Raw genomic sequence first — 22,965 nt, 5'->3', positions numbered from 1 at the left:
ATTTTGTCTATTAGAAAAGGCCGCCCTCACCGGAGCGACCTTAACTAATTTGATGCTTATTTCACCGTACTCAAGTCCTGAGCCGTTTCGCCGGCCTTGGCCCGGAGCGTGGCTTCGATGTCTTCTAACGAACGGTTCCGCGTTTCGAAGACCTTCTTTTGCACGAACCAGATGGAGGCAAAGCACAGCACACCGTAGCCGATGAACAGGCTCCCGGTCCCGAAGAAGTTCAACAGGGTTGGGAACGTCAAGGACACGATCATGTTGGCTGACCAGTTGATGACACTGGCAAACGAGTTGCCCAAGCCCCGAATGTTCAATGGGAAGACTTCCCCAATCATGACCCACATCACGGGACCCCAGGTGGCGGAGAAGAAGGCAATGTAGATGGTCAGGGCAATCACGGAAATGATAGCCGCGGCCTGCGACCCACCGGAGAATTTCATCCCAATGCTCATGACGAACAGAGAAATCCCCATCCCCACGGCACCGATATTCAACATCTTCTTACGGTCGATCTTATCCATGATGGCCACGGCAATCGCCGTCACGATCACGTTGAACACCCCGATCCCGATGTGAGCCAATAAGGCGGCGTTCACGCCAAAGCCCACGTCGGTGAAGATGGTTGGGGCGTAGTACAACACGGTGTTACAACCCATGACCTGTTGGAAAATGGCTAGCCCGATCCCAATGATCAGGGATGGCCGCACCATCTTGCCAAATAATTCAGACCAGCCGCCATTTTTCATTTGCGCCTGTTCCTTGATTTGCGCCAATTCGGTCTCAACGGCCGCCGTGTCGTGCTTGTTCATGGTGTCTAACACGGCGCGCGCTTGGTCGGCGTGACCGGTCTTGACCAGGAACCGCGGACTTTCGGGCAAAATCAACCCACCCAAGAACAACAGCGCGGCTGGAATCGCGGCGAACCCGAGCATCCAGCGCCAGCCGGTGTAGAAGCCGGCCCAAGCATAGTTGGTCACGTACGCCAACAGGATCCCGGTCATGACCATCAGCTGGAACAGACTGGAGACCGTCCCCCGTTTATCAGCGGGCGATAACTCGGCTAAATACGTCGGGATCAGCGCTGACGCGGCTCCCACGGCCATCCCTAAGACGACCCGTGAGATGATCAGCGTCCAAAATTCCGGTGCCAGCCCGGACCCCACGGCCCCGACGAAGAAAATAATGGCAGATAACAATAACAATTTGCGCCGACCATACCGGTCAGACGATGGCCCAATGATGGCAGCCCCCAGAATCGCGCCGAGCAACACGGCACTCACGACCCAGCCCTGTTGCCAGGAACCCAGGTGCATCTGCTTTTGAATAAACAAAATGGCGCCAGAGATGACCCCGGTATCGTAACCGAAGAGTAGGCCCCCTAGTGCCCCAAAGAAATAAACAAATCCGGTCGAAACTTTTCGCATAGATCTCGCTCCTTATGTGGCTTTCGCCAGAATTCACGTGTGACAAAATATGTGGAAGTATAGCTGAATGTGTAAGTTGGTTTTGTTCACGTTGGTTGGCCAGATAAACCAACCCTGAGAGTAGGATAGCACGATTGTCATTATTTTGAAAGCGTTTTCTTTAAAAATAGAACTTTTTTGTTAATTTGTCTAGTTTCTGAAAGGCCCCGACTCACCGGCACTCCTGAGCGCACCGAGCTTTATCGTTTTACCTTACTAAAGGCTGAAAGACATCAACCTTGCCGGAATCAACCAGGGATAGCCCCATCTGGGTCGGCAGTGTTGGCTGAGGCTTTTTCTCAGCCTACATGGCCGGTTTTGCCAGGCTCCCAAGCGAGCCGGAAGACCCTTTCGCAGGCTGGAGGTGTTCCCCAGAGCAGGTGAACCCTGGCTGACGCAGGCGCCTGGTTTTACCAACTTGAGTGGACAGAACACCGTCATTACGACGATCAATGCACTACCTTTATTTTCAAATATCACTAGTTGCGCCCACGCAAAATACCCAAACTGACGCCGTTGTCAGTTCAGGTATTTCAAAAACATTGCCAATCAACGTTGACCGGCTGGCTAAAGTTCCGCCTTCCGGTAAGCTAACAGCTGGGCACTGATGCCCTTGGTCTGTTGGTAGACCTGCTTGTAAATGGCGTGCATTTTCGCGTATTTCTTCACGTTCTCGGGGTTTGGTTCGTAGGCCTTGCCGAAGTGCACGAAGGTCTTGGCGCAGTCCTGCAGCGAGTCGAACCAGCCCAGACCGGTGGCCGCAATCATGGCGGCACCCATGCCTGGTCCCTGTTCGTTGGTCAGGCTGACCACTTTACGGTTAAAGATGTCGGCCTGAATTTGTAGCCACAGCGGGCTCTTGGCCCCACCACCGATGGAAACGACGGTGTCAAAGTCCGCGCCGTTTTCCTCATAAATGTCAAAGAGGTCTCTGAACGAGAAGCTGATGCCTTCCAGCACGGCCCGCACGAAGTCGTAGCGTTGATGGGTGCCATCGACACCGGTAAAGCTCCCCCGGATGTCGGCGTCCGCATACGGTGCCCGTTCGCCCACGATGTACGGCGTGTACAGCAGGCCGTTGGCGCCGACCGTGGAGTTGGCGGCGCTGGCCACGAAGGCCGTGAAGTCCTCGCTAGGCGCGAAGGTCTTCTTGAACCAGCTCAGCGAATAGCCGGCCGCTAGCGTAACGCCCATGGAGTAGAACTTGTCGGGAATCGCGTGGTCCTCGAACTGTAGAACACCGTGATAATTGACGTCAGCGTTGTCTTCGTATTTCAAAACCACACCGGACGTCCCGATGCTGGACAGTACCATGTTGGGCTGTAAAATACCCGCTCCCACGGCACCCGCAGCGTTATCAGCCGCGCCACCAAAGACCTTGGTGGCGGGCGTCAAACCGGAGAATTCGGCGTAAGCGTCCGTGACCGTCCCAGCGAAGTCCACCGACTTGATCAGCGGTGGGCACATCGACAACGGAATGTCGAAGGCGTCACAGATTTTTTCGCTCCATTCACCCTTGGCGACGTCCAGTAAGACCGTCCCGGTAGCATCGGAGTAGTCCATGGCCAGGTTGCCGGTCATCCGGTAACGCACGTAGTCTTTCGGCAAGACGAAATACTTGGCCTGAGCCCAGATGTCGGGTTCATTTTCCTTGACCCACAACAGCTTGGTCAGCGTGAAGCCTTCCAGCGGTTGGTTGCGGGTGATGTCGATAAATTCGTCGCCCAGCTTGGCCTCGATTTCTTCGCGTTGCGGCGTGCTTCGGGTATCGTTCCACAAAATAGCCGGCCGCAAGACCTTCTTGTTGGCGTCCAACAAGACCAACCCGTGCATTTGCCCGGAATAGCTCAGCCCCTCGATGTCTTCGGCGGCCAGATGGTCGTTTAAGATCAGCCGCACGATGGCGACGGTCGTGCCGGAGACCCAGTCTTCTGGGTTCTGTTCATTGTAGCCCGGTTGTTTTTGGATCAAATCGTAGTCAAAACTTTCTTGGGCCACAATCTGCCCGCTGTGGTCGAGGGCGGACACCTTCACGGCACTCGTGCCCAGGTCGACGCCCAGTACGTACTTCCCCATCAGTCATTCCTCCTAGATGTTCTCTGTTCTAGTTTACCGTAAATCACGGTTTCACGGCCACGCAAATTGGCGGACGAACCCACCGTTCGTCCGCCATTTGCTGGTCAGTTATTTCGCGTCACGAAACGATTACTTGCTAAGGGTTTCGATGATGTAATGGTTGATCGTGTCCTTAACTTCTTCCAAGTGATCGGAATGCGTTGCGGCGATCAATTCAGATTGTGGCTTGTCGATGGCGTAGGCTTCCAGTGACTTCAAGTCAGCCTTACCGCTTTCGATGTCGGCACCGATACCAGACTGGTATGAGCTGTAACGGTCGGCCTTCAGGTTATCTAAGAACCCATCAGCCTTCATGGCTGCGGCAACCCGCAAACCAGCGGCGAAGCTATCCATCCCTACGATGTGGCCTAAGAAGAGGTCTTCTGGGGCAAATGAGGAACGACGTGGCTTGGCGTCAAAGTTCAACCCACCACGAGGGCCAATGCTGCCGTTTTCAACGACTTCGTACATTGCAGCCGTGGTTTCGTATAAGTTAGATGGGTATTCGTCGATGTCCCAGCCAATCAGCTTGTCGCCTTGGTTGGCATCCAATGAACCCAGTAAGCCGGCTTCACGGGCCACGCGAATTTCGTGTTGGTAAGTGTGGCCAGCCAAGTTAGCGTGGTTACCTTCCAAGTTCAACTTGAAGTCTTTGTCCAAGTCGTATTCCTTCATGAAGGCAATCGTAGTAGCAGCATCAAAGTCGTATTGGTGCGTCGTTGGTTCCTTAGGCTTTGGTTCGAGCAGCATTTGAGCGTCGAAGCCGATTTCGTTGGCGTAGTCCTTGGCCATGTGGAACAACTTAGCGGCGTGTTCTTGTTCTTGCTTCATGTTGGTGTTCCAGAGTGATTCGTAACCTTCACGGCCACCCCAGAAGACATAGTTTTCAGAGCCAACGCGCTTCCCAATTTCCAAGCTGTGCTTGAGTTGAGCAGCACTGTAAGCGTAAATGTCAGCGTATGGTGAAGTGCCGGCCCCTTCAACGAAACGGGGGTTGGTGAACATGTTAGACGTGTTCCACAGCACCTTCATGCCAGAAGTCTTTTGGTTTTCAACAATCTTGTCGACCACCTTGTCGAGGTTCGCGTTGGTTTCCCGTAACGTGTCGCCTTCTGGTGCCAAGTCGCGGTCGTGGAAGCACAAGTAGTCAACGCCTAATTTGTTGTAGAATTCAAAGGCAGCATCAACCTTGGCTAAGGCTTGGTCCATTGGATCCGTGTACTTGTCATATGGCCGTTGCGCAGTCCCATCACCGAAGGGGTCAACCAACCGTTGATCGAAGGTGTGCCAGTAAGCGACGGCAAACCGTAACCAGTCCTTCATCTTTTTACCAGCAATTACTTCTTCTGGATTGTAGTATTGAAAACCTAAACCTGATTTTTTATCTTGATGGCCGACGTATTGAATCTTGTCGACGCCTTTCCAGTATTCTTCAGTCATAATTTATAATACCCTCCTAGTTAGTTCGTTGCGACAACCAACTTACAAATATCAGTATACAAGGTTTTTCTGTTTTTGCAAGCGTTTTCTTTAAAAATGTTGGGAAATTTTACAGAGCCGTTGATTTGTCGGTTCTTTCAGGTGATTAATCATCAGGGTCAACCAACGTGATGGTTGTTTCACAGTATAACCGTACAATTATGGTTATTAACTTTATTGCGTATCTTATAGATTTTAGCCTAGCAGGCGGCTATAATAGACCTTGATGACAATATACGTCGTGAGTAAGACTTCAAGTTATCACCCAACACTAAGAAACTGAGCAATCGCTAATCAACCATTTGAGGGGGAATCGTCATGTTTAAGGGGCACAACGAATCGCTGCATTATAAGATGTACAAGAGTGGTAAATCCTGGGTTTTCGCCGGAATCGTTTCGGTCGGTCTGCTAGTGGGCTTTGGGGGCGTTACCGCTTCGGCGGACACTGCCCCGACTACTTCCGACGACCCGGCTGGACAAGTTATGGCGGAAAAACAGCCGACACCAGCTGACGGTTCAGTGACCGATACGTCGAAGGCTGATGCTTCATTGCCAGGCGCTGCAAACTCTGACGATGTCGCCCCTGATGACCAACAACCCGACACGACGCCCACGGCCGCGGATACTACGCCGGATACGGTTCCCGACGACCCAACATCGCCAGCACCCACGGATGATCCGCAAAATCAAGACCCGGTCGACAACGATGGTCATACTGCGGAACCCACTGCGCCGGTGACACCGACCAGGCATCCCGGCAGATTGGCTAAGATGGCGGCGCCGACACCACAGAATCCCGCCACGCCAGCGCCGACTACACCAGCTCCCGTCGCCACACCCGCTGCGGTACCAGAAGCTGCACCCGTTACCGCTAGCGATGCGTCGATTGATACTTGGATGCCGAATAAGACGCTGCAGCAAATGGTCGCTAACCAATTGCATAAGGATGTTGCTAGCCTAACTAAGGAAGACATCACCAGTCTGACCCGCCTTGAAGCTACCCACGTGCAGTACAGTCCCAATGTCTTTGTTGATGGCACTAGCTCTTTTGACCTTACGGGGTTAGAGTTAGCGACTAATCTGACTTATTTGGATTTATCGTTTGATCCAAGCGTTGACTACGTAGGCCTATCAGAAGGAAACCGTTCACACTGGGGGGATGTCACCTCCTTGGATGCTCTATCCGGCTTAACTAATCTACAAACCCTCATACTCGCCAACAACCGCATATCAGACATTTCGCCATTAGCTAACTTGAAGAAACTAAAGACATTGGACTTAAAAAACAACAATATTTTAAATTTCTCAATGCTAGACGCATCCCAATTTTCTAGCTTACTGATTAACGACCAACTCGTCATGACCAATGACACACAATTCATTGATCCGCAACATCCAACACTCACTATGCCACAACCACTTAAGCTCCCTCAAAATTTTGTTGGGAAATTCACCAAAACGTTCGAACAAGATCCTAGTTATGACAAATTGCTTGAACTGAAAAATAGTACAATTCATGACAATAACCGTCTAACTGGAAATGTTCTATTCCTTCAATCTGGCACAACCATGGCTAACTATCAATTACTTGATAACGGAAATATTCAATTCTCTGACATTTTTTCGCAAGAACCTTTCGGAACAGTCTCTGAAAACGACTGGAAAGATGCTAACGATGACTATGAAATCAACACCCTCCCTGCCGTTGCAATTATTAAGCAGGATCACAAATTCTATTTACGGGCTGATTTATCTCTCAGATACACGCTTGCAAGTAATAGCACTAAAACACAGAATGCCTTCTTCAAAATATTCATCCCTTATGACAATTTGCAAACCGCCGGCGACCTCACCGTCAAGTACCTCAACATCGACGGCACCCCCATTCAAGCCGACCAGGTCATCACTGGCAAACTAACCAGCGACACCTACGACCTAACAGCGGAAACCACCAGTCTTACCGGCTACACCTACGACCACGTGGACGGCGGCGACCTGACTGGTGCTTACACCACCGAGCCGCAGACGATTTCCCTGTACTTAACCAAGGACGCCACCAAGCCGGTCACCCCGGTTACGCCACCGGTTGTGACGCCAACCACGACCGTTACCGTGACGACGCATTACGTGGATCAAAACGGTCAGTCACTACACGCCGACCAGATTCAAACCGGTCAAGCGGGCGACCACTACACCACGGCGGCTTTAGCGCTTCCTAACTACACGCTCACCGCTACGCCAGCCAACGCTAGCGGAACCTTGGGCACGGCCGATGTCGTCGTCACCTACGTTTACCACCAGCTGGATGACCCAGACCAGCCAACGACGCCAGCGCCGACTACTGATAGCTCTGATGATAACGCCACCTCTGACACTGGCACCACGACCGGGCAACAGGCTGCGCAGGTCAATCCGCAAGTGGCTGACGTCGCCACCCTCGTCAGCCATGCCGGGCAAGGCGCTACCATCGCCGATTTAACGACCACCACTGGTCAGCCGGCCCAGGTGACGACCACCAGCACCGCGCCTGCTGGGACGACTTCTCCGGCACCCACCCAATCCACCGCCAAGACTACCCTGCCGCAAACCAACGACCAGACCCGCTCGCCACTCATTGGCCTGGCCCTGCTGGTGGGCACGCTGATTGGCTTTGGTCTGAAACGTAAGCAACACTAAGCCCATTAAAAAATCCGGCTCCCCCAAACGGAGAGTCGGATTTTTTTGTTAGTCAGTTTCATCGGCAGTCGGCCGTTCAAAATTCAATTCATAATGATCCAGGTGTAAGACCCGGTGCGTGATCAGCGAGCAGCCACCCAATAACGTTGCCAGGCGGGCGTTTTGCGTCACGTCGATGGACAGGTCATTTTGCGCCAGACTGTGGTAGACCTCCCGAATCTGCGTCAACAGGTCGGGAATTTCTTCTACTAAAGGTGAGTTCAAGAAGAAGGCGTCCGGATCGAGCGAGCGCATCAGGTTGTAGATCAGCCCGCCGATGGCCGTGGTGAATTGGCGTAAGACCACCACCGTGTCCACGTCGCGGTCTTGATACAGCTGGACTAAGCCGGCGCGGTCGAGGTTGGTCAGCCCCTTCTTGTCTTCAATCTGCTGAATGATGGCATCTTCGGAACTGATGTCTTCGGCGTGGACCGGGTGGGCGTTGCCGGCGCCGTCCATGGCAATGCTGACGACGGTCTGGCCGATTTCGCCGGCATCGCCGTGTTCACCACGAAACAGGTCACGCCGTAAGATGATCCCGGCCCCAATCCCGCGGTGAATGCTGACGGTCACGGTGCTATTGAGGTCGCGCGCGCCGTTGAAGTCGCGTTCGTATACGGCAGCCAGATTGGCTTCGTTTTCCAAAACCACCGGAACGTGATAAGCCGCACTAAAGGTCTGTTCCAGGTCGATGCCGTCCATATCGATGAATGGCGACGTTTGGACCTGATTGTTGAACACGATGCCGTGAATGGAAAAGCAGATGCCCAACAGGCCGTGGCTGGTCTGGTCTTCTTGCTGACGCTGGGCGATGTAGGCCTTGATCTGGGCCAACATCTCGTGGATCGACTGCCCTTTGGTTTCGATGCGGTCATATTTCCAGACGTGCCCGTCCAAAAAGGTTGCCAGCGCGTGCAAATGCCGGTACCCCAGGTCAAACGTTAACGTGAACCCGTAATCCCGGTTGATTTCCACCAACGTGGGCTTGCGGCCCCCCGCGGTCGACGCCTCACCTAACCCCAACTCTGTCAAGTAACCGGCGGCCATCAGGGTGTTGTACAGTGATGAGATCGTGGACTTGTTCAAGTTTAACTGGTGAGAAATCGCGATCCGCGAGGTGGGATGGTTATTAAAAATTTGTTGCAGCACCAGGCTCAAATTCTGGTCATGCAACTCGTTACGATTCATACTGCGACGAACCATGTGGTCCCCTCCTCAGGTCAGACGATTAATTTGGTTGGACGTTTAACTAAACCAACTAACCGATTTTTAAAACAAGCTAGCGTTAGCCTGTTTTGCAAGCGGTAACATTTCGCTTACTCTGGTTTAGTGAACCAACCAACTCCAGTATCACCTACTGAAACGTAAAATTCAACAGTTTTTGGGTAATTTCTCAGAAAAAGAGTGCGCCAACAGGCGGTTAACTGGCGAGCATTAACGGTGCTAGGCGGATAATCCCGGTTCTGGATTATTTGCCTAGCAGTGTTAAGCGGAACCAGTTGCCTGTTGGCGCACGTTTCGGCTATGTGAAGGGAAAACGAAGAGCCCAGGAAGGTTTATCCCATCCCAGGCCCCACAACTATTCACTTAATCATCATGCACCTTAATCTGTAAGATCCGGTCCACATCGGCGGCCGTTTGCACTGGCACCTGGTGCATTTCCAGTGCCGTAATGGCCACCATGTCGGTCGGCAGTAGCTCGAAGTCTCTGACGGCCAGGTTTTCTTGCAGACGGTCGGCGTGCGTGGACTTGGGAATCACCACGATGCCCCGCTGCAGGAGCCAACGCAAGGCAATTTGCGCGGGTGTTTTGCCATACTTGCGACCAATCCTTTGCAAGACCGGATTGGTGAACAACCCGTTTTGTCCCTCCGCGAACGGTCCCCAGGCCTCCGGTTGCATCTGGTGGGCTTGCAGGTAGCTGACCGCGGCGGTTTGTTGGCGAAAGACGTTGATGGGAATCTGGTTGACCGCGGGTACCACGTGATTGAAGTGGGTAAACGCCGCCAACAACGCCGGGGTGAAATTGGACACGCCGATGGCCCGAATTTTTCCGGCCGCGTAAAGTTCCTCTAAGGCGCGCCAGGCGCCATAGACGTCGCCGATGGGCTGGTGGATCAGGTATAGGTCCAGGTAGTCTAACCCCAACTTGTCGAGTGAATCTTGAAAGCCGCGCTGTGCGCCGTCGTACGTCATGTCCTGCACCCACAGCTTAGAGGTCACGAAGAGGTCTTCGCGCGGCACGCCGCTGGCTTGAATGGCGGCCCCGACTGCGGTCTCATTGTGATAGGCCGCAGCCGTGTCGATCAGCCGGTATCCCAGCTGCAGCGCGGTCTCCACGGTGGCCTGCGTTTCGGCCAAATCCCAGACCTGAAAGACGCCTAGACCCAGTTGGGGCATGGTGACGCCGTTGTTTAAGGTCACGGTCATTGCGGTGCCGCCCCCAATTCGCGAAGCAGGTGCGTCACCCGGGTCTGGATATCGTCACGGACCTGCCGGAAAGTGGTCAACACCGCGGCCTCATCGCCGGTCGCCTGCGCCGGATCGGCCAGCGGCCAGTGACGCCGCTCCACGGTGGGCGGCGTCATGGGGCATTTATCGCGCGCATCCCCACACAGCGTGACTACCACGTCGCTGCTGTCCAGGTAGGCGCGATCAATTAATTTCGAGGTGTGTTGGGAAATGTCGATGCCCACCTCGGCCATGACTTGGACCGCCCGCGGATCTAATCCGTGCGTTTCCACCCCCGCACTGGCAATCACCCAATCACTGGGTGCCAGCGCTCGAGCGAAGCCTTCTGCCATTTGGCTGCGACAGGCATTGCCCGTACACAGAAAGTAAAGTTGTTGCGACATGATGATCACTCCTTTATTTAACTTTGATGTTCTTGATGCCAGCGTTTGATATAGGCCAGCCGTTCCTTGAAGCGACCCTCACGCCCCTGTTCGGTCGGTTCGTAGTACACGTGGCCCTGCAAATCGTCCGGCATCGTCTGCATGTTGGTCAATTTGTCCTGGGTATCGTGGGCGTACTGGTAGCCCTTACCGTAGTCCAGGTTCTTCATCAGCTTGGTCGGCGCATTGCGAATCTGTAGCGGTACCGGCTCGTCGCGGGTCTCCTTGACGTCCTTCTTGGCGGCCAGCCGCGCCTTGTAAATGGCGTTAGACTTGGGCGCCAGCGATAGGTAGGCTACGGCCTCGGTCAAATGAACGTCGCACTCCGGCATCCCTAGAAATTGACAGGCCTGAAACACGTTGACGGCCACGTTGAGCGCGTTGGTGTCGGCCAGACCAATGTCTTCGCTGGCAAAGCGGACCAGGCGCCGCGCAATGTACAGTGGATCTTCGCCGCCTTCCAGCATCCGCGACAGCCAGTAAATGGCCGCGTCCACGTCGGAGTTGCGCATCGACTTGTGTAGCGCGGAAATGATGTTGTAGTGTTCCTCGCCGGTCTTGTCGTAGAGGACGAATTTCTGCGTAATCAGCTGTTTTAAGTCATCCATGGTCACGGTGACCTGTTGGCCGGACTTCTGCCCGTTCAACACGGCCATTTCCAGCGTGTTCAAGGCGTTGCGCGCATCTCCATTGGCAAACTCCGCAATCGCCCGCAGTTCGTCGCCACCAATCTTCACGGTGACGTCGAACCCGTCCGGATTGTTGAGGGCGTTGGTCAATAGCTGCTCGATGTCGCTGGTCTCTAAGGCTTTGAGCACGAACACCTTGCAGCGAGACAACAGCGCCGAATTGACCTCAAAGGACGGATTCTCGGTCGTGGCGCCTATTAGGATGATGCTCCCCCGCTCAACGTACGGCAAAAAGGCGTCCTGTTGGGCCTTGTTGAAGCGGTGGATCTCGTCGACGAAGACGATGGTCTGCTCGCCGATCTCCCGGTCGCTTTCGGCCTGGTGCATGATCTTCTTGATCTTACTGATGCTGCTATCAACGGCACTGAAACTGAGAAAATTGGCCTGCGTCTGCCGGGCAATGATCTCGGCCAACGTGGTCTTGCCAACACCCGGCGGCCCCCAGAAGATCATCGACGAGACTTGGTCATTTTCAATCAGTTCCCGCAGAATCTTCCCGGTCCCCAACAAGTGCGTCTGCCCCACGAACTGGTCCAGCGTCCGCGGCCGCACCCGACTCGCCAGCGGCGTGTTCTGATTATTCGCAAATAGCGACTCTTGTTCCACGTGAAACACTTCCCTTTTAGGTCCATGATACCTTGTTTTTGGGGAATCCGATAGTTATTAAAGCTGGGGCGTAACAGCTAGCGTTGTGCCTGAGCAGCCAGTAACGCGGCCTGCAAAGCTTCATCGACGGCATAAATATACAAGCCATTGACGCCCCGCGTGAGTAAGACGTTCAACTCATGGGGCAAGAGTTGGTCGGCCACGGAGATTTTTTGCTGCTGGCCGTTGGCATCCTGCACCGTACGTTTCTTAGTCACTTTGCTATTTTGACTGGCACTCGGATCAAATACCACGTGGCCGTCGCGATACTTCACGGATGGCCCAATGATGACGCCACTGTAGTTCAGGTCGAATCCTTGAATCGTAAACGTTGACCCGACTTCGCCCAGCGTCTGTTCCTGTTCCGCCCAGGCCAAATGCTTGGTCCACCGCGGCTGACCCTTGGGCGCTTTGAGTTGTTTGTTCCACGGCAATTTCAACTTACCGACCGTCACGTAATCGATCTGCTTATTCGTAGATGAGTACGGCCAATCAAAGGTCGCCAGCATCCGTGACAGGCCGTGCGTTTGGTCCTGAGCCTTGGTTCGAATGGCGTCATACATGGCTACGGGATCCGTGAACACCTGCAAATCATAGTTCTCGTCCGCGGGCACGGGACCCACGACGCCATCTTGTACAAAATGGATCAACCAGTCCTGCGTCGCCTGATTGGCGTTCATGCGTAATTGATGTTTGAGGGTGATAAGACCGCCCTGCTGGTCCGCGCGACGCTCCAATTGCTGCACCTGGTCGGCCGAAATATAGCCTTCTCGACTGAGAATCTGGCGCTTGTCAAAGACCGCCACGACCACCTTAGCTCGCGACAAAATGTCGTCCCACTGATTCTTACCACGATAAGATTGCTTACCTTGTGTCCACAAGAGATGTGCCTCGTCGACTAAGACCACATCGACTTGGGTATTTTTAGGATCATTGATGAAGGTCGTGGGCTTGCTGACGTGGGTGACCGGGATACCAAGTTTCTCCGCGATGTTTTGGTAAACCTTGACCTGCTCATCGTGATTGACCAGTAGGTAATTTTGTGCGGCATGATAAGCCGTGTAATTCTGGTCTTGCCCCAGCTGCCAGAGCTGATAGAACAGCGAACTCAGCAGGACCGTCTTGCCGGACCCCGCCTCGCCTTCCACCAAAATCAGCTGGTGGCCCTGCGTTGCTTTGAAGGCCGCCTGAATCTTGCGCAGGATTTTTTCACGCGCATGGTCTTGTTCGCGCGTCAGGCTATGAAACGGCGAGGCTTTGAACAGTGCCGAATCCCGGACGATGGCTTCAATCGGAAATAAGTCGGCGTCGTAATCATGCAGTTTCCGCCAAATTACCGAGAAGATGGCGTTCTTTTCGTTGGCAGTGTAGTACTTATTTTGCTGGTTTTCTCGCCGATTATTTAGGCGTTTAACGCTGGGCACCCCTGACATGTACAGCATCATGCTATTTTCGATATCCATGGTCAGTGATTTATTGAAATGCGGATGGCCGATGACGACTAGCTGCGAATTCGGACTTTCCGCTAGATATTTCCAATCCTGACGCGTCGCTGGGTCGATTTCCAGATGTTGCCAAGTCCGCTGCACAATGTCGTTGGTCTCCCCCACGTAAACTTGATAGTCGTGTGCTTTTTGCTTGTCGTAAACGATGTAGACTGTCGGGTATTCCAACAACAGTTCGACCCGCTGACCCGAGACCTTCTTTTTAATCTCAGTCGATACCTGTCCGTCAAAATCAACTTTTTGAACTTCAGGTCTTTCCACCTTTGCCATACTGCCACCCCTAGTCTTGGTCAAATTTCCAATGGCGATGCACGTTGATCTCGTGTTTCTGTTGGACTAACTCGTTGGGCGTGACGCCGAGCTGGTCACACATGTAATACGCGTAGGTCAGGACATCCCCTAGCTCCAGCTTCAGGTCAGCGATTTGCTGGTCGCTGAAAGTCTGTCGACTATCTTGCCAGAGAAATAACTCGTTGACCTCTGCTACTTCCACTGACAACGCTCGGGCCAAGGCCGGTAACGTATGGTACTTTTCCCAACCCCGTTGATGCCGAAAGTCCCGTAATTCCTGAATCACCTGCGAATAGTCTAAATCAGCCATGTTGCGCGTCCCCCTGTCAGTTTGATTAGTTGGTCAAATTATACCATTGGCGGGATCGGTTTGAGAATAGCTTTTGCTTTGCGTTCAGCTTCCCATTATTCAACCCAACCACCCCCCTGACAAGTCATTTCCACCACCCCGGTCAAATTTCCAAGCCATCCCCTCGAAATCTGACCGTGGGCAAGCTATCTCGTTGACCTGGCGTACTTAAAAAAGCTATGCTAATCTCATCAATCAAATTCACTTTGGAGGGGGTTCACCATGCACAACAAATTACGTTTCGGAATCTGGCTGGTGGCGGTGCTCAGCGTTCTGTTGGTCTTCGCTCGACCGACGCAAGCCCAGGCTGCCGCTAATCCCAGTGCCTTTGCCAACCGGCAGGGGCTGTTGATCGACCTTGGGCGCCATCCGCTGTCAGAACCGGACCTCCAGCGGGTCATTCAGGCCGCGGCGGATCAAAAATTCCATTACGTCGTTTTACACCTGAGCGACAACGAGCACCTGAGTTTTCAATCCAAATACCTCAAAAATAAGGCGACTAAAACCGTCCTGTCGCCCGCGGCCCTCAAGCGCTTGGTGAAATTCGCCAGCGCACGTCACGTTCAGTTGATTCCGGCGCTAGACGTGCCCGCCCACACCGGGGCGTTATTGCGGCAACTGAAGAAGGCCCATCCCAAGATCTACCGCCGCGTCAAGCTCGACAGTCAATCCTTGGACTACACCCACAAGGCCACCGTCACGCTGGTCAAAAAGCTCTATCAGGAACTCGACACCAGTTTTAAAAATCAACCCCAACGGGCCCTGTTGCTAGGTGCCGACGAAGTACCGGGTACGGACAACATGTATCGGCAGCTGACCACATTTATCAATCAACTCAATCAATTTCAGAATAAACGCGGCTACACGACCATCATCTGGAACGACTCGCTGCTCAAAAGCCAGCTCAAAAAGCTCAACCGCAACATCGTGGTCAACTATTGGTCGCAATCTGGCAACCGCGCCACGACCAAGGCGCTCACCAATCGCCGCACCAAGCGCGTTTCCGTGAGCGACCTTCTGAATGCCAAACGGACCATCGTCAATGCCAACAGCTACGCGACTTATTACCAACTGCAGTTCATCGGCAACGCGGCCAACGACCAGTACTTCATCGACTACCTGCGTGATGCGTACCGCCCGTACTTTTTCAATGAAATCAACGCCGCCGGCCAAAACCAGGACCGGACCTACGAACCCCGCGTCACCACGACCGGCACGTTGGTCAGCCTCTGGGGCCACGACGCCCAGGGCGTTCAGACTAGCGCGATCGTTGACTTTATCCATAAACTTACTGTCCCTAAATAAAAGAGACCGAACATTGTGTTCAGTCCCTAACGTTTCTTGATGACACTGGCGGTTGGCCGGTGCCATTTTTAGTTTAATAATACCGCAACGCCTTCGCCAGCTCGCGTTTCACCGCCAAGGCCAGCTTCTGGGGCGCCTTGACCTGAATCTGGGCGCCCTGGCTCATGACCCACAACAAGGTTCCCCGTGAAGCCAGATGGTCGCCCTTGATGATGACGCTACCGTCATCTTCCCAGCTGGTGATGCGCGCGTTAGGCAGCTGATCCAGCGCCGTTTGCGGGTAGCCCCAGTACCGGAATTCGTACGGCGTATCCGTCGTCCCGGTCAGCAAGTGCGTCAAGGAACCGGCCGCCAACCGTTGGGCATTCGGCGCTGTCATGCCGCTATCCTGGGCCACGTGGGCCTCCTCAAAGCGATCCAAGCGATAGTTCAGGCTCTTGTCGCGGTCCGGCAGATACATCACCACGTAAAAGTAGAAATCAGCAAAGTACACGCTCAACGGAATCCCGGCGCCGGACTGGGCAATCGTTTCGCCCTGCCGATTGGGCACGCTACTGCGGTAACTGAAGGCAATCGGTGTTTGGTGCGCGATCCATTTGGAAAAACTCCGCAACCGTGGCAAGATTTCGCGGTCACCGTTGGAAAACAACGGCGTGTAGTCCTTCAAGGTCTGATCGATCAGTTTTTCCACCAACGGCTGATCGTCGGCCGTGACCAGTGCCACCAAATGGTCCTTGACCCGCAGCAGCTCCGTTGTCGTCAACGAGCGCGTGCCAATCACCATCTTGAGCAGCGCCAGGACTTCTTCGGTCGCCAGCGTACTGCCCTTGGCCAAATGATAGCTACCGGTTGTGGTATCGTGCTGCATCTGGTAGTCCGCCTCGCCTACATTGACTGCGTCGCGAATCACCTTGATGTCGCGTTGTAGCGTCCGTTCCGTGACCTGGTAATGGTCCGTGGTGGCCGCATCAATCGTAATTTTTTCACCATTGATTAGTTTAAGTAAGATATTGATCACACGCTCTTGACTCTTCATCGTCACCCTCCTAAATTGTTGCCGAAACGGCCCGGCTGTCAGCTCGTAACTGCCATTTCCGCTTGAATAAATTCAGTATACCGTGTGGGGGTGTCACCATTTGTCGCTCGGAAAAATTTGTCAGCGTTTTTTCGTCATTAAAATAAAAAACGACGCCAGTGAGTTACTGGCGTCGCGTCAAACCTATTCGCTTAAATATTCCGAAGTTTAACTATCTCGGCATCATACTGTGCTTGTAGATTAAGCCACGTTTCCCTAGAAACACCCGTTACTTTTGCGAGTTTTCCCGCAGTTAAAGTATTGATGCCGTTTCGACCAGCAATAATTCTACTGATCAATTCACCTGAAACACCAAGTTGCTCGGCAAATTCCGATTGCGTAAAATTTAACGCATCAATAATTTCTTCCACGTAGGCTCCGGGGTGAAAAGCAATCAGGTCCTTGCATTCAATTGTATTACTCATAATGATCACTGACCTCCGCAATCTCGCACTTCGTCATTCTGTTCCCATGCCATCAGTATACGCCAGCATCTAAGAACTTCCTAAAACTATTTGAAATTTAATGAATATCACCTGTTATTAATCCAACAATAATCAGTTATAAATATATTTAACGGTATGTATCGATTTTGTATCGTTCACGTACAGGTTTGGTTAAGCCGCCCATATCACGCCGCAAGTCAGGTATGATGGTATCTGCAACACGAAATGAAAATCATACCTCTCAATGTGAAAGGCGGAAAATTTCCATGAAAATCAGACAACGTCCTTGGACCAAACGTGCCGCGGCCATTATCTCACTGGTCGCCGTCACCCTCCCCCTGGCAACCAACGTGGCCCACGCCAGCACGGCCGCACAATTAGCGCCGCAACGGGCAATCTACGGCTACTTTATGGATACATATAAACAAAACGTCTCGACCTACAAGACGGCGGCCAACAATCCCATGATTGGCATGCTCGCCGAATTTTCCAACTACTATGCCGATGGCAAAAATCTGAACAAAGCGTTAATGAAAGAAAACATTGACAAGTCAGCCCAAATCACGCAAACACGGACCCCAGCAGAAGAAGAACGTTCCTACTTAACCGACCGTCGTGACCTCCGATACAGCGTTATCAACGCCCTCGGTCCCTATGCACCCGCATTCATCAAAAACGCAAGCGCCCAAACGCCTTACCACACCATGCCCAGTACACCCGAACCGGTCAACCAAAAGCACGCCCACGTTAATTGGGCCGATGAATACTCAAAGCTAGGCCCCATTGTGGCTTTCATGAACCACAACTCCTACACGGCCTACTCCAACACCGGGATCGTCAAGAGTATCGTTCGCTACAAACGGCCTTATCGTTGGAGCAACGAGGTTAAACCGTTGCCCGCCCTGTCAAAGATTATGGCCGCAGCACCCGCCACTGATTTTGACTTTGCCAGCGGCCACACCACCACCGGCTTCGAGGACGGCCTGTCGCTAGCCTACGCCTTCCCTGAAAGATTCCAAGAACTCCTCACACGTTCCTCGGAAATCGGCCTCGACCGCGTCATTGCCGGCCGCCACTCCCCGCTTGCCGTCATGGGCGGACGAATGGCCGGTACCGCCGTCGTTGCCTCGGCCTTGAATAACCCCAGCAACCAACAAATGATGAAGCAAGCCTACGATGCCGCGCATTCCGACGCCTTACTAGGGAGCAAGGATTCAGCGGCCCACGATGACTTTGCCGATTACCAAAAGAACCGGGAAGACTACCGTTACCGCATGACTTACGGCTTCAAGCAAATCGGCAACCCTAACGTTGATATGCACGTACCCAAGGGGGCCGAAGCCTTGCTGGCTACCCGACTGCCTTACCTGACTGACACGCAACGTCGTGATGTTCTCTTTACGACGGGAATGCCTTCTGGCTATCCGTTGATGGATGACGCCGAAGGTTGGGGCCGCTTAGACCTTTTCTCCGCCGCCAGTGGTTATGGGAAATTCAACGATGCCGTAACGGTCAAGATGAACGCTGCCAAGGGTGGCTTCAATGCCCAAGACAATTGGCGTAACGATATCTCCGGTAAAGGGGCTTTGATCAAAGCCGGTAGTGGCGCACTCCAATTGAGCGGCGACAACACTTACGCTGGTGGCGCGACCGTCACGGGGGGAACCCTGCAATTGGCCTCGGCAACGGCCGCTGGTAAGGGCAACGTTCAGATCAATCGCGGTCAGCTCCAGTTGTGCGCGCAAAAAGTCACCGTCAAGGGCCGCTACCAACAGGCTAAGAGCGGTCAATTGACCCTGGCCAAGAATGCCCACTTAACCATTAAGAAGACGGCCAAATTAGCCGGCACATTAAAGCTAACTGGTGGCCAACTGAAGAATGGTGCTAAACTACTGACTTTCCGGCATCATCAAGGAAAGTTCACCCACGTCACCGGCTTACCAACGGGCTGGCACGTGGTCTACACGACGCATGCGGTCAAACTAGTAAAATAGGTTCAACTCAAAAATCCAGCGGCCACCTTAATTCGGTGCGCCGCTGGATTTTTTGACTATCTTTCATCCCAAAAGAAAAGGTGCCCATCAACCGGCACCTCATCCCCAACACTATCCAATTTATGCGCCCCCCGAGAGTCGAACTCGGATCATGAGGACCGAAATCTCATGTGCTATCCATTACACTAAGGGCGCCCAACGCCTTTATTTTAGCGCAATATTAGTTCGATGACCAAATAATTTCACTTACCGTGCACCCGATGCCTTGATGGCCTGTTGCTCCAAATAATCTTCCGTGGCGTCCGCATTTTGCCGGAAATCGGCGATAAACGTGTCGCCCTGAGGCGCTACCGTGGCAGTTTGTTCGCCGTTGATGTCGGTGACCGTCAGCTGTTCCCCCGCCCAGGTCGCCGTATCGTAGTGGCCGTCTTCGATTTGGTCCAAGACATTTTGGAAAATGTCCAGCACGGCCTGGCGAATGATGGCGTCCTCCGTCACGTCTTCACCGTGTTGCTTTAACTGTAACTGGCGCAGCTGTACCTCATCCATATCTGTTGGTACTTGAATAAACATCATGGTACCTCCCATAATTAGTTTTATTGCTATTCTAGCACGTTCCGGCAAAGAATAGAGGCAAAGCGTTATCCTTCTCACAAATCTGGTGTAAACTAGGGGTATGTAAACGACTATGACTTTAGGAGGTGGGGCGACTCATGGAAGACTCGATACTGGACTTTACCACGAATTTGGCCATCCTCCACCGGCAATTTCAGCGGGCAATGAACCAAATTCTGGAAGCCGACGAAATGCCCATCAACATCACAGAATTTTACCTGCTAGTGCTGGTCTCCGAAACCAGCCAACTCAATCAACGCAAGGCCGCTTGGACCATGGCGGTCGACGAGGGCTTAATGGCCCGCATGGTGCATCACCTGGTCGACCTGAAACTGTTACAAAAGGAAACGGACCCGGATGACCGGCGCAATCGCCGACTGACGCTCACTACCGATGGTCAAGCGCTGGTGAAACAGGCCATTACCGTGTTACACGACTGGTGGCAACAGGTCACGCCCACCGATGCCGACTTCGACTACGCCGGTATTACCGCGCAACTGCAGCTGCTGTCCTCACGCGTTTTGCGTGACCAAACGGAGAGTCACTAGCCCGATTTTTCACGAGGAGGGATTTGTATGAGTAAAGCCATTACGATTGCCGAAGCCCAACGCTACGACGCCCACACGATTGACGTGATTGGCATCCCGGCGTTGGTGCTCATGGAACGGGCGGCACTGGCCACCTTCAACAACATTTTAAATGATGATTTCGACCTGACCCGCGTGGTGGTCGTCGCCGCAACCGGGAACAATGGTGGCGACGGAATTGCGGTCGCGCGGCTTCTGAAGATTCGCGGCATCGACGTTGAAATTTATCTGCTGGGTGATCCGGCCAAAGCCACGCCGCAAACGACGCAACAGCTCAAGATTGCCAACTACTACAACATTCCCATCACCAGCGACCTCAACCACATCGTCAACGCGACCGTGATTGTCGACGCCATCTTCGGCGTGGGCCTGTCGCGAGCGGTCACCGGCAAATTTGCGGACGCCATCAATGCCATTAACGCGGCCGATGCCAAGACCGTCGCCATCGACGTACCTTCTGGCATCAATGCGGACACCGGCGACGTGCTCGGGGTCGCCGTGATGGCGGACTCCACCACGACCATGGCCTACAACAAGATTGGCCTCTTAACGACGGTGGGCAAGCAACACGCCGGCACCGTTCACGTGGCCGACATCGGCATTTACGCCCAAGACCGGCTGGAACACGCACGGTGATTGGACGGTCGCCTAACCAACCGCGAGAATTAACTTAGAGAAAGACCATGATACGAGTAAAATGGGATTTGCGAGAGCTGAGTGACTTTCGTGTTTCCCGACTAACGACTGACCGCCTAGCGCGGCTGGTCGTTTTTTCTGGGACAAATTTGACCCGCACTTTGCCGAGGCACTTCACAAGCTTTCCTAAAACAAACCCGGTATACTAGAAGTAAGGTGCAATCGCGCTTTTTAGCCGATTGTGCAATACACTTCGGAGGTGCCCCATGTCACAACTCGAAACTGGCTTTACCAACGTTCAAGCGCTGGACCCCAGCATCTTAGTCGACCTGCGCTATGCCACCACTGACAACTTTACCCATCACGTGATCTATGATTTCACGACCGCCATCGCGCGGACTGGCACGGCGAAAAAACTCGCCCAAGCCAGCGCCTTGTTGCGCGAACAAGGCTACCGGCTCAAGGTGTGGGACGCCTATCGTCCCGTACCCGCCCAAGAAAAACTCTACGAAGTCTACCCGGATCCGTCGTTCGTGGCCAAACCCAACCCCAATTTTTCTCACCAAAAAGGCGTGACCTTTGACGTGACCCTGTGCGACAGCGACGGCAACGAACTGGAAATGCAGACGCCGTTTGACGACTTCACGACCGCCGCTCACCGCGACCACCCCCGCACGGCCATCCAGGAGAAGCACTACCAGATCCTGAACCAGGCTATGGAGGCGGCCGGCTTCTTCGGCTACGAGAACGAATGGTGGGATTACCGTGACACCCAGATGGACGATTACGCCCCCGCCGCCGCGGACCCCAACGACTTCTAGTCTGGGATTGGCGCCTGACCATTCGTCAGAAATAATTTGGAATGCTAAGGGCGTCGGTCCAAGCCAAAGGACAATCTGAGACTGACAAGTTGGAACCGATAATTCACGTCTTCAACTTGACGGTCCCCTAAGCGCCATGAGTCGCGCCGCTAATGAAATTTCTATGGCTGAACTCATCTCTAGTGAACGCCAACTACGGTGGTGCTCATCAAAGTCATCCAATTAGCCCAGACAGCAGTCTTTGAAGTTACTGGTCACACCCTAAACGCACGGTTGTCTGCATGAACTACCCTCGCCGGAGGCAGCGGGATGGGCGCGGAGCCAGCTGTGTCGGCCCAGTTAGCTGGCGTTCTTAGCCAGGTTACTGGGTGGGACGACTTGGGAGACCCGCGACTTTGGCGGGGCTGCCAAGCGAGCCGGAAGACCGCCCCTCAGGCTGGAGGCGTTCCCCATAGCAGGCGGAACGCCGATGCCGCTGACGGAGGCCCTGGTTTATACCATTTCTGACAACCAAAAATCGCCTGGTGCGCAATCAGTTTGTGCGTACCAGGCGATTTTTTAGTTGTTTTGCATGAATGAGTGATCCGGAATGCGAATCAGCGTGAAACGGTTGGCCAAGCGGCCGGCGTGCAGGCCGATGCCGTTGACGAACGACTTCTTGTAGGTCGTTTCGATGACGCCGACCCAAGCGCGTTGGTGGCGTTGATCGTACTTGGCGACCTTCTTGGTGTCCCACTTGTAGGCCGACGCCGGCAAGTTGATGGCCTTCTTACCCGCCGATACCGTGGCGTCCGTACTGCTGACCTGGTATTTTTCCCCTTCGGTCAGGTATGTATAGGTCTGAACCGGCTTCTTGCCCGTGCTGTTGTTGACGGTCACGTAGTACGCCGACCCGTTGCCATCGCCGGTATTGATGACCAACGGCTCGTAGCGCGTCGTTTGGGTGACCCGGTCGCCTAGCTGGTTGACGTTTTGGAAGAACGTCGTGTAGCTCATGCCCCCGAAGAATAACAGCCAAACCACTAGCTCAATCGTTGAAATGGTCAAGTTCCGCCACGAAAAACTGTGGTGTTCTTTCACGATCAATCGGATGCGGCGCACGCGCATGTCGTGGACCATCCAGACCAGCGTTACCAGGACCAGCAACCAAAGTGCCATCCCGACCAAGTTCCATGTCGATTTCATTTTCCCAGTTCCCTTCCAAAAATAATTCTCTTAATTATGGTACTTATTTTCGCTGATGATTCACCGGGACGGACCCACTGAACCGGTTCCCACCATAATGGTATACTTAAATGGATATTCTGCAACGTTAATTACCCCATTTTAGTTTTC

General features: G+C 53.5%; 19 protein-coding genes and 1 tRNA gene. 6 read left to right on the top strand and 14 right to left on the bottom strand.

The features are described 5' to 3' along the window. Positions 1 to 56 precede the first annotated feature (56 nt). From LKH74_RS03425 to xylA, 3 genes are all read right to left on the bottom strand, one after another. On the bottom strand, positions 57 to 1,430 hold the full coding sequence (locus LKH74_RS03425; protein WP_287788180.1) for a sugar porter family MFS transporter: 1,374 nt from the start codon (positions 1,428 to 1,430) through the stop codon (positions 57 to 59). Between the two features lie 606 nt (positions 1,431 to 2,036). Then, positions 2,037 to 3,545, bottom strand: a complete 1,509-nt coding sequence (gene xylB / locus LKH74_RS03420; RefSeq protein WP_135367130.1) for a xylulokinase — start codon at positions 3,543 to 3,545, stop codon at positions 2,037 to 2,039. Between the two features lie 129 nt (positions 3,546 to 3,674). Then, positions 3,675 to 5,024: a xylose isomerase gene (gene xylA, locus LKH74_RS03415; RefSeq protein ID WP_135367131.1), complete on the bottom strand. Its 1,350-nt coding sequence runs from the start codon at positions 5,022 to 5,024 to the stop codon at positions 3,675 to 3,677. Between the two features lie 357 nt (positions 5,025 to 5,381). Between xylA and LKH74_RS03410 the strand changes: the two genes are divergently transcribed. Next, positions 5,382 to 7,739, top strand: a complete 2,358-nt coding sequence (locus LKH74_RS03410; RefSeq protein ID WP_287788175.1) for a MucBP domain-containing protein — start codon at positions 5,382 to 5,384, stop codon at positions 7,737 to 7,739. Positions 7,740 to 7,787: 48 nt separating this feature from the next. Here LKH74_RS03410 and LKH74_RS03405 read toward each other — a convergent pair whose 3' ends face one another. From LKH74_RS03405 to LKH74_RS03380, 6 genes are all read right to left on the bottom strand, one after another. Then, entirely contained in the window at positions 7,788 to 8,981 is a 1,194-nt protein-coding gene (locus LKH74_RS03405) for an ROK family protein (protein ID WP_287788173.1), read from the bottom strand. 384 nt (positions 8,982 to 9,365) lie between these two features. Further along, positions 9,366 to 10,208, bottom strand: a complete 843-nt coding sequence (locus LKH74_RS03400) for an aldo/keto reductase (RefSeq protein WP_287788171.1) — start codon at positions 10,206 to 10,208, stop codon at positions 9,366 to 9,368. Continuing rightward, the gene (gene arsC / locus LKH74_RS03395) at positions 10,205 to 10,633 is read right to left on the bottom strand and encodes an arsenate reductase (thioredoxin) (protein WP_287788168.1); all 429 of its coding nucleotides are present in this window, start codon (positions 10,631 to 10,633) and stop codon (positions 10,205 to 10,207) included. The genes LKH74_RS03400 and arsC overlap by 4 nt, the downstream gene beginning before the upstream one ends. Before the next feature lie 17 nt (positions 10,634 to 10,650). Continuing rightward, positions 10,651 to 11,967 (bottom strand): replication-associated recombination protein A, encoded by a 1,317-nt coding sequence (locus tag LKH74_RS03390; RefSeq protein WP_287788167.1) that lies wholly within the window; start codon positions 11,965 to 11,967, stop codon positions 10,651 to 10,653. Positions 11,968 to 12,044: 77 nt separating this feature from the next. Further along, on the bottom strand, positions 12,045 to 13,781 hold the full coding sequence (locus LKH74_RS03385; protein WP_287788164.1) for a DUF2075 domain-containing protein: 1,737 nt from the start codon (positions 13,779 to 13,781) through the stop codon (positions 12,045 to 12,047). 10 nt (positions 13,782 to 13,791) lie between these two features. Next, positions 13,792 to 14,112 carry a nucleotide pyrophosphohydrolase gene (locus LKH74_RS03380; protein ID WP_287788163.1) on the bottom strand — a complete coding sequence of 107 codons (321 nt, stop codon included), beginning with the start codon at positions 14,110 to 14,112 and terminating at the stop codon, positions 13,792 to 13,794. Between the two features lie 261 nt (positions 14,113 to 14,373). Between LKH74_RS03380 and LKH74_RS03375 the strand changes: the two genes are divergently transcribed. Then, a complete protein-coding gene (locus tag LKH74_RS03375) occupies positions 14,374 to 15,456 on the top strand; it encodes a family 20 glycosylhydrolase (RefSeq protein ID WP_287788161.1) in 1,083 nt (360 codons plus the stop codon). A gap of 73 nt (positions 15,457 to 15,529) precedes the next feature. On the opposite strand, the gene LKH74_RS03370 is transcribed toward LKH74_RS03375, so the two are convergent. Beyond that, positions 15,530 to 16,492 carry a helix-turn-helix transcriptional regulator gene (locus tag LKH74_RS03370; protein WP_287788160.1) on the bottom strand — a complete coding sequence of 321 codons (963 nt, stop codon included), beginning with the start codon at positions 16,490 to 16,492 and terminating at the stop codon, positions 15,530 to 15,532. Positions 16,493 to 16,683: 191 nt separating this feature from the next. Next, complete coding sequence (locus tag LKH74_RS03365; RefSeq protein ID WP_287788158.1) at positions 16,684 to 16,956, bottom strand: HigA family addiction module antitoxin; 273 nt, start codon at positions 16,954 to 16,956, stop codon at positions 16,684 to 16,686. A gap of 287 nt (positions 16,957 to 17,243) precedes the next feature. Here LKH74_RS03365 and LKH74_RS03360 point away from each other — a divergent pair, with 287 nt between their 5' ends. Further along, positions 17,244 to 18,971 (top strand): phosphatase PAP2 family protein, encoded by a 1,728-nt coding sequence (locus tag LKH74_RS03360; RefSeq protein WP_287788157.1) that lies wholly within the window; start codon positions 17,244 to 17,246, stop codon positions 18,969 to 18,971. A 123-nt stretch (positions 18,972 to 19,094) separates the two neighbouring features. On the opposite strand, the gene LKH74_RS03355 is transcribed toward LKH74_RS03360, so the two are convergent. Both LKH74_RS03355 and LKH74_RS03350 read right to left on the bottom strand, forming a co-directional pair. Then, positions 19,095 to 19,166: transfer RNA gene (locus LKH74_RS03355), tRNA-Arg, on the bottom strand. 51 nt (positions 19,167 to 19,217) lie between these two features. Further along, positions 19,218 to 19,544, bottom strand: a complete 327-nt coding sequence (locus LKH74_RS03350; RefSeq protein ID WP_135367143.1) for a hypothetical protein — start codon at positions 19,542 to 19,544, stop codon at positions 19,218 to 19,220. Between the two features lie 140 nt (positions 19,545 to 19,684). Between LKH74_RS03350 and LKH74_RS03345 the strand changes: the two genes are divergently transcribed. The 3 genes from LKH74_RS03345 to LKH74_RS03335 all read left to right on the top strand — a co-directional run bounded on the left by LKH74_RS03345 (position 19,685) and on the right by LKH74_RS03335 (position 21,630). Beyond that, positions 19,685 to 20,134 carry a MarR family winged helix-turn-helix transcriptional regulator gene (locus LKH74_RS03345; RefSeq protein ID WP_135367144.1) on the top strand — a complete coding sequence of 150 codons (450 nt, stop codon included), beginning with the start codon at positions 19,685 to 19,687 and terminating at the stop codon, positions 20,132 to 20,134. 27 nt (positions 20,135 to 20,161) lie between these two features. Next, positions 20,162 to 20,809 carry an NAD(P)H-hydrate epimerase gene (locus tag LKH74_RS03340; protein WP_287788155.1) on the top strand — a complete coding sequence of 216 codons (648 nt, stop codon included), beginning with the start codon at positions 20,162 to 20,164 and terminating at the stop codon, positions 20,807 to 20,809. Positions 20,810 to 21,075: 266 nt separating this feature from the next. Continuing rightward, positions 21,076 to 21,630 (top strand): M15 family metallopeptidase, encoded by a 555-nt coding sequence (locus LKH74_RS03335; RefSeq protein ID WP_287788153.1) that lies wholly within the window; start codon positions 21,076 to 21,078, stop codon positions 21,628 to 21,630. Positions 21,631 to 22,188: 558 nt separating this feature from the next. Here LKH74_RS03335 and LKH74_RS03330 read toward each other — a convergent pair. Then, on the bottom strand, positions 22,189 to 22,815 hold the full coding sequence (locus LKH74_RS03330) for an LVIS_2131 family protein (RefSeq protein ID WP_135367147.1): 627 nt from the start codon (positions 22,813 to 22,815) through the stop codon (positions 22,189 to 22,191). Positions 22,816 to 22,965 lie beyond the last annotated feature (150 nt).

It is taken from the genome of Levilactobacillus sp., from assembly GCF_022646225.1.
Lineage (GTDB): Bacteria > Bacillota > Bacilli > Lactobacillales > Lactobacillaceae > Levilactobacillus > Levilactobacillus suantsaiihabitans.
This window is presented reverse-complemented; position numbering and strand designations above follow the sequence as displayed.

Coding starts and splice junctions, on each gene's coding strand:
- LKH74_RS03335 (WP_287788153.1), top strand. CDS start 21,076: ATGTCACAACTCGAAACTGGCTTTACCAACGTTCAAGCGCTGGACCCC.
- LKH74_RS03365 (WP_287788158.1), bottom strand. CDS start 16,956: ATGAGTAATACAATTGAATGCAAGGACCTGATTGCTTTTCACCCCGGA.
- LKH74_RS03380 (WP_287788163.1), bottom strand. CDS start 14,112: ATGGCTGATTTAGACTATTCGCAGGTGATTCAGGAATTACGGGACTTT.
- LKH74_RS03345 (WP_135367144.1), top strand. CDS start 19,685: ATGGAAGACTCGATACTGGACTTTACCACGAATTTGGCCATCCTCCAC.
- LKH74_RS03350 (WP_135367143.1), bottom strand. CDS start 19,544: ATGTTTATTCAAGTACCAACAGATATGGATGAGGTACAGCTGCGCCAG.
- LKH74_RS03410 (WP_287788175.1), top strand. CDS start 5,382: ATGTTTAAGGGGCACAACGAATCGCTGCATTATAAGATGTACAAGAGT.
- LKH74_RS03370 (WP_287788160.1), bottom strand. CDS start 16,492: ATGAAGAGTCAAGAGCGTGTGATCAATATCTTACTTAAACTAATCAAT.
- LKH74_RS03375 (WP_287788161.1), top strand. CDS start 14,374: ATGCACAACAAATTACGTTTCGGAATCTGGCTGGTGGCGGTGCTCAGC.
- xylB (WP_135367130.1), bottom strand. CDS start 3,545: ATGGGGAAGTACGTACTGGGCGTCGACCTGGGCACGAGTGCCGTGAAG.
- LKH74_RS03400 (WP_287788171.1), bottom strand. CDS start 10,208: ATGACCGTGACCTTAAACAACGGCGTCACCATGCCCCAACTGGGTCTA.
- LKH74_RS03340 (WP_287788155.1), top strand. CDS start 20,162: ATGAGTAAAGCCATTACGATTGCCGAAGCCCAACGCTACGACGCCCAC.
- xylA (WP_135367131.1), bottom strand. CDS start 5,024: ATGACTGAAGAATACTGGAAAGGCGTCGACAAGATTCAATACGTCGGC.
- arsC (WP_287788168.1), bottom strand. CDS start 10,633: ATGTCGCAACAACTTTACTTTCTGTGTACGGGCAATGCCTGTCGCAGC.
- LKH74_RS03425 (WP_287788180.1), bottom strand. CDS start 1,430: ATGCGAAAAGTTTCGACCGGATTTGTTTATTTCTTTGGGGCACTAGGG.
- LKH74_RS03405 (WP_287788173.1), bottom strand. CDS start 8,981: ATGGTTCGTCGCAGTATGAATCGTAACGAGTTGCATGACCAGAATTTG.
- LKH74_RS03330 (WP_135367147.1), bottom strand. CDS start 22,815: ATGAAATCGACATGGAACTTGGTCGGGATGGCACTTTGGTTGCTGGTC.
- LKH74_RS03360 (WP_287788157.1), top strand. CDS start 17,244: ATGAAAATCAGACAACGTCCTTGGACCAAACGTGCCGCGGCCATTATC.
- LKH74_RS03385 (WP_287788164.1), bottom strand. CDS start 13,781: ATGGCAAAGGTGGAAAGACCTGAAGTTCAAAAAGTTGATTTTGACGGA.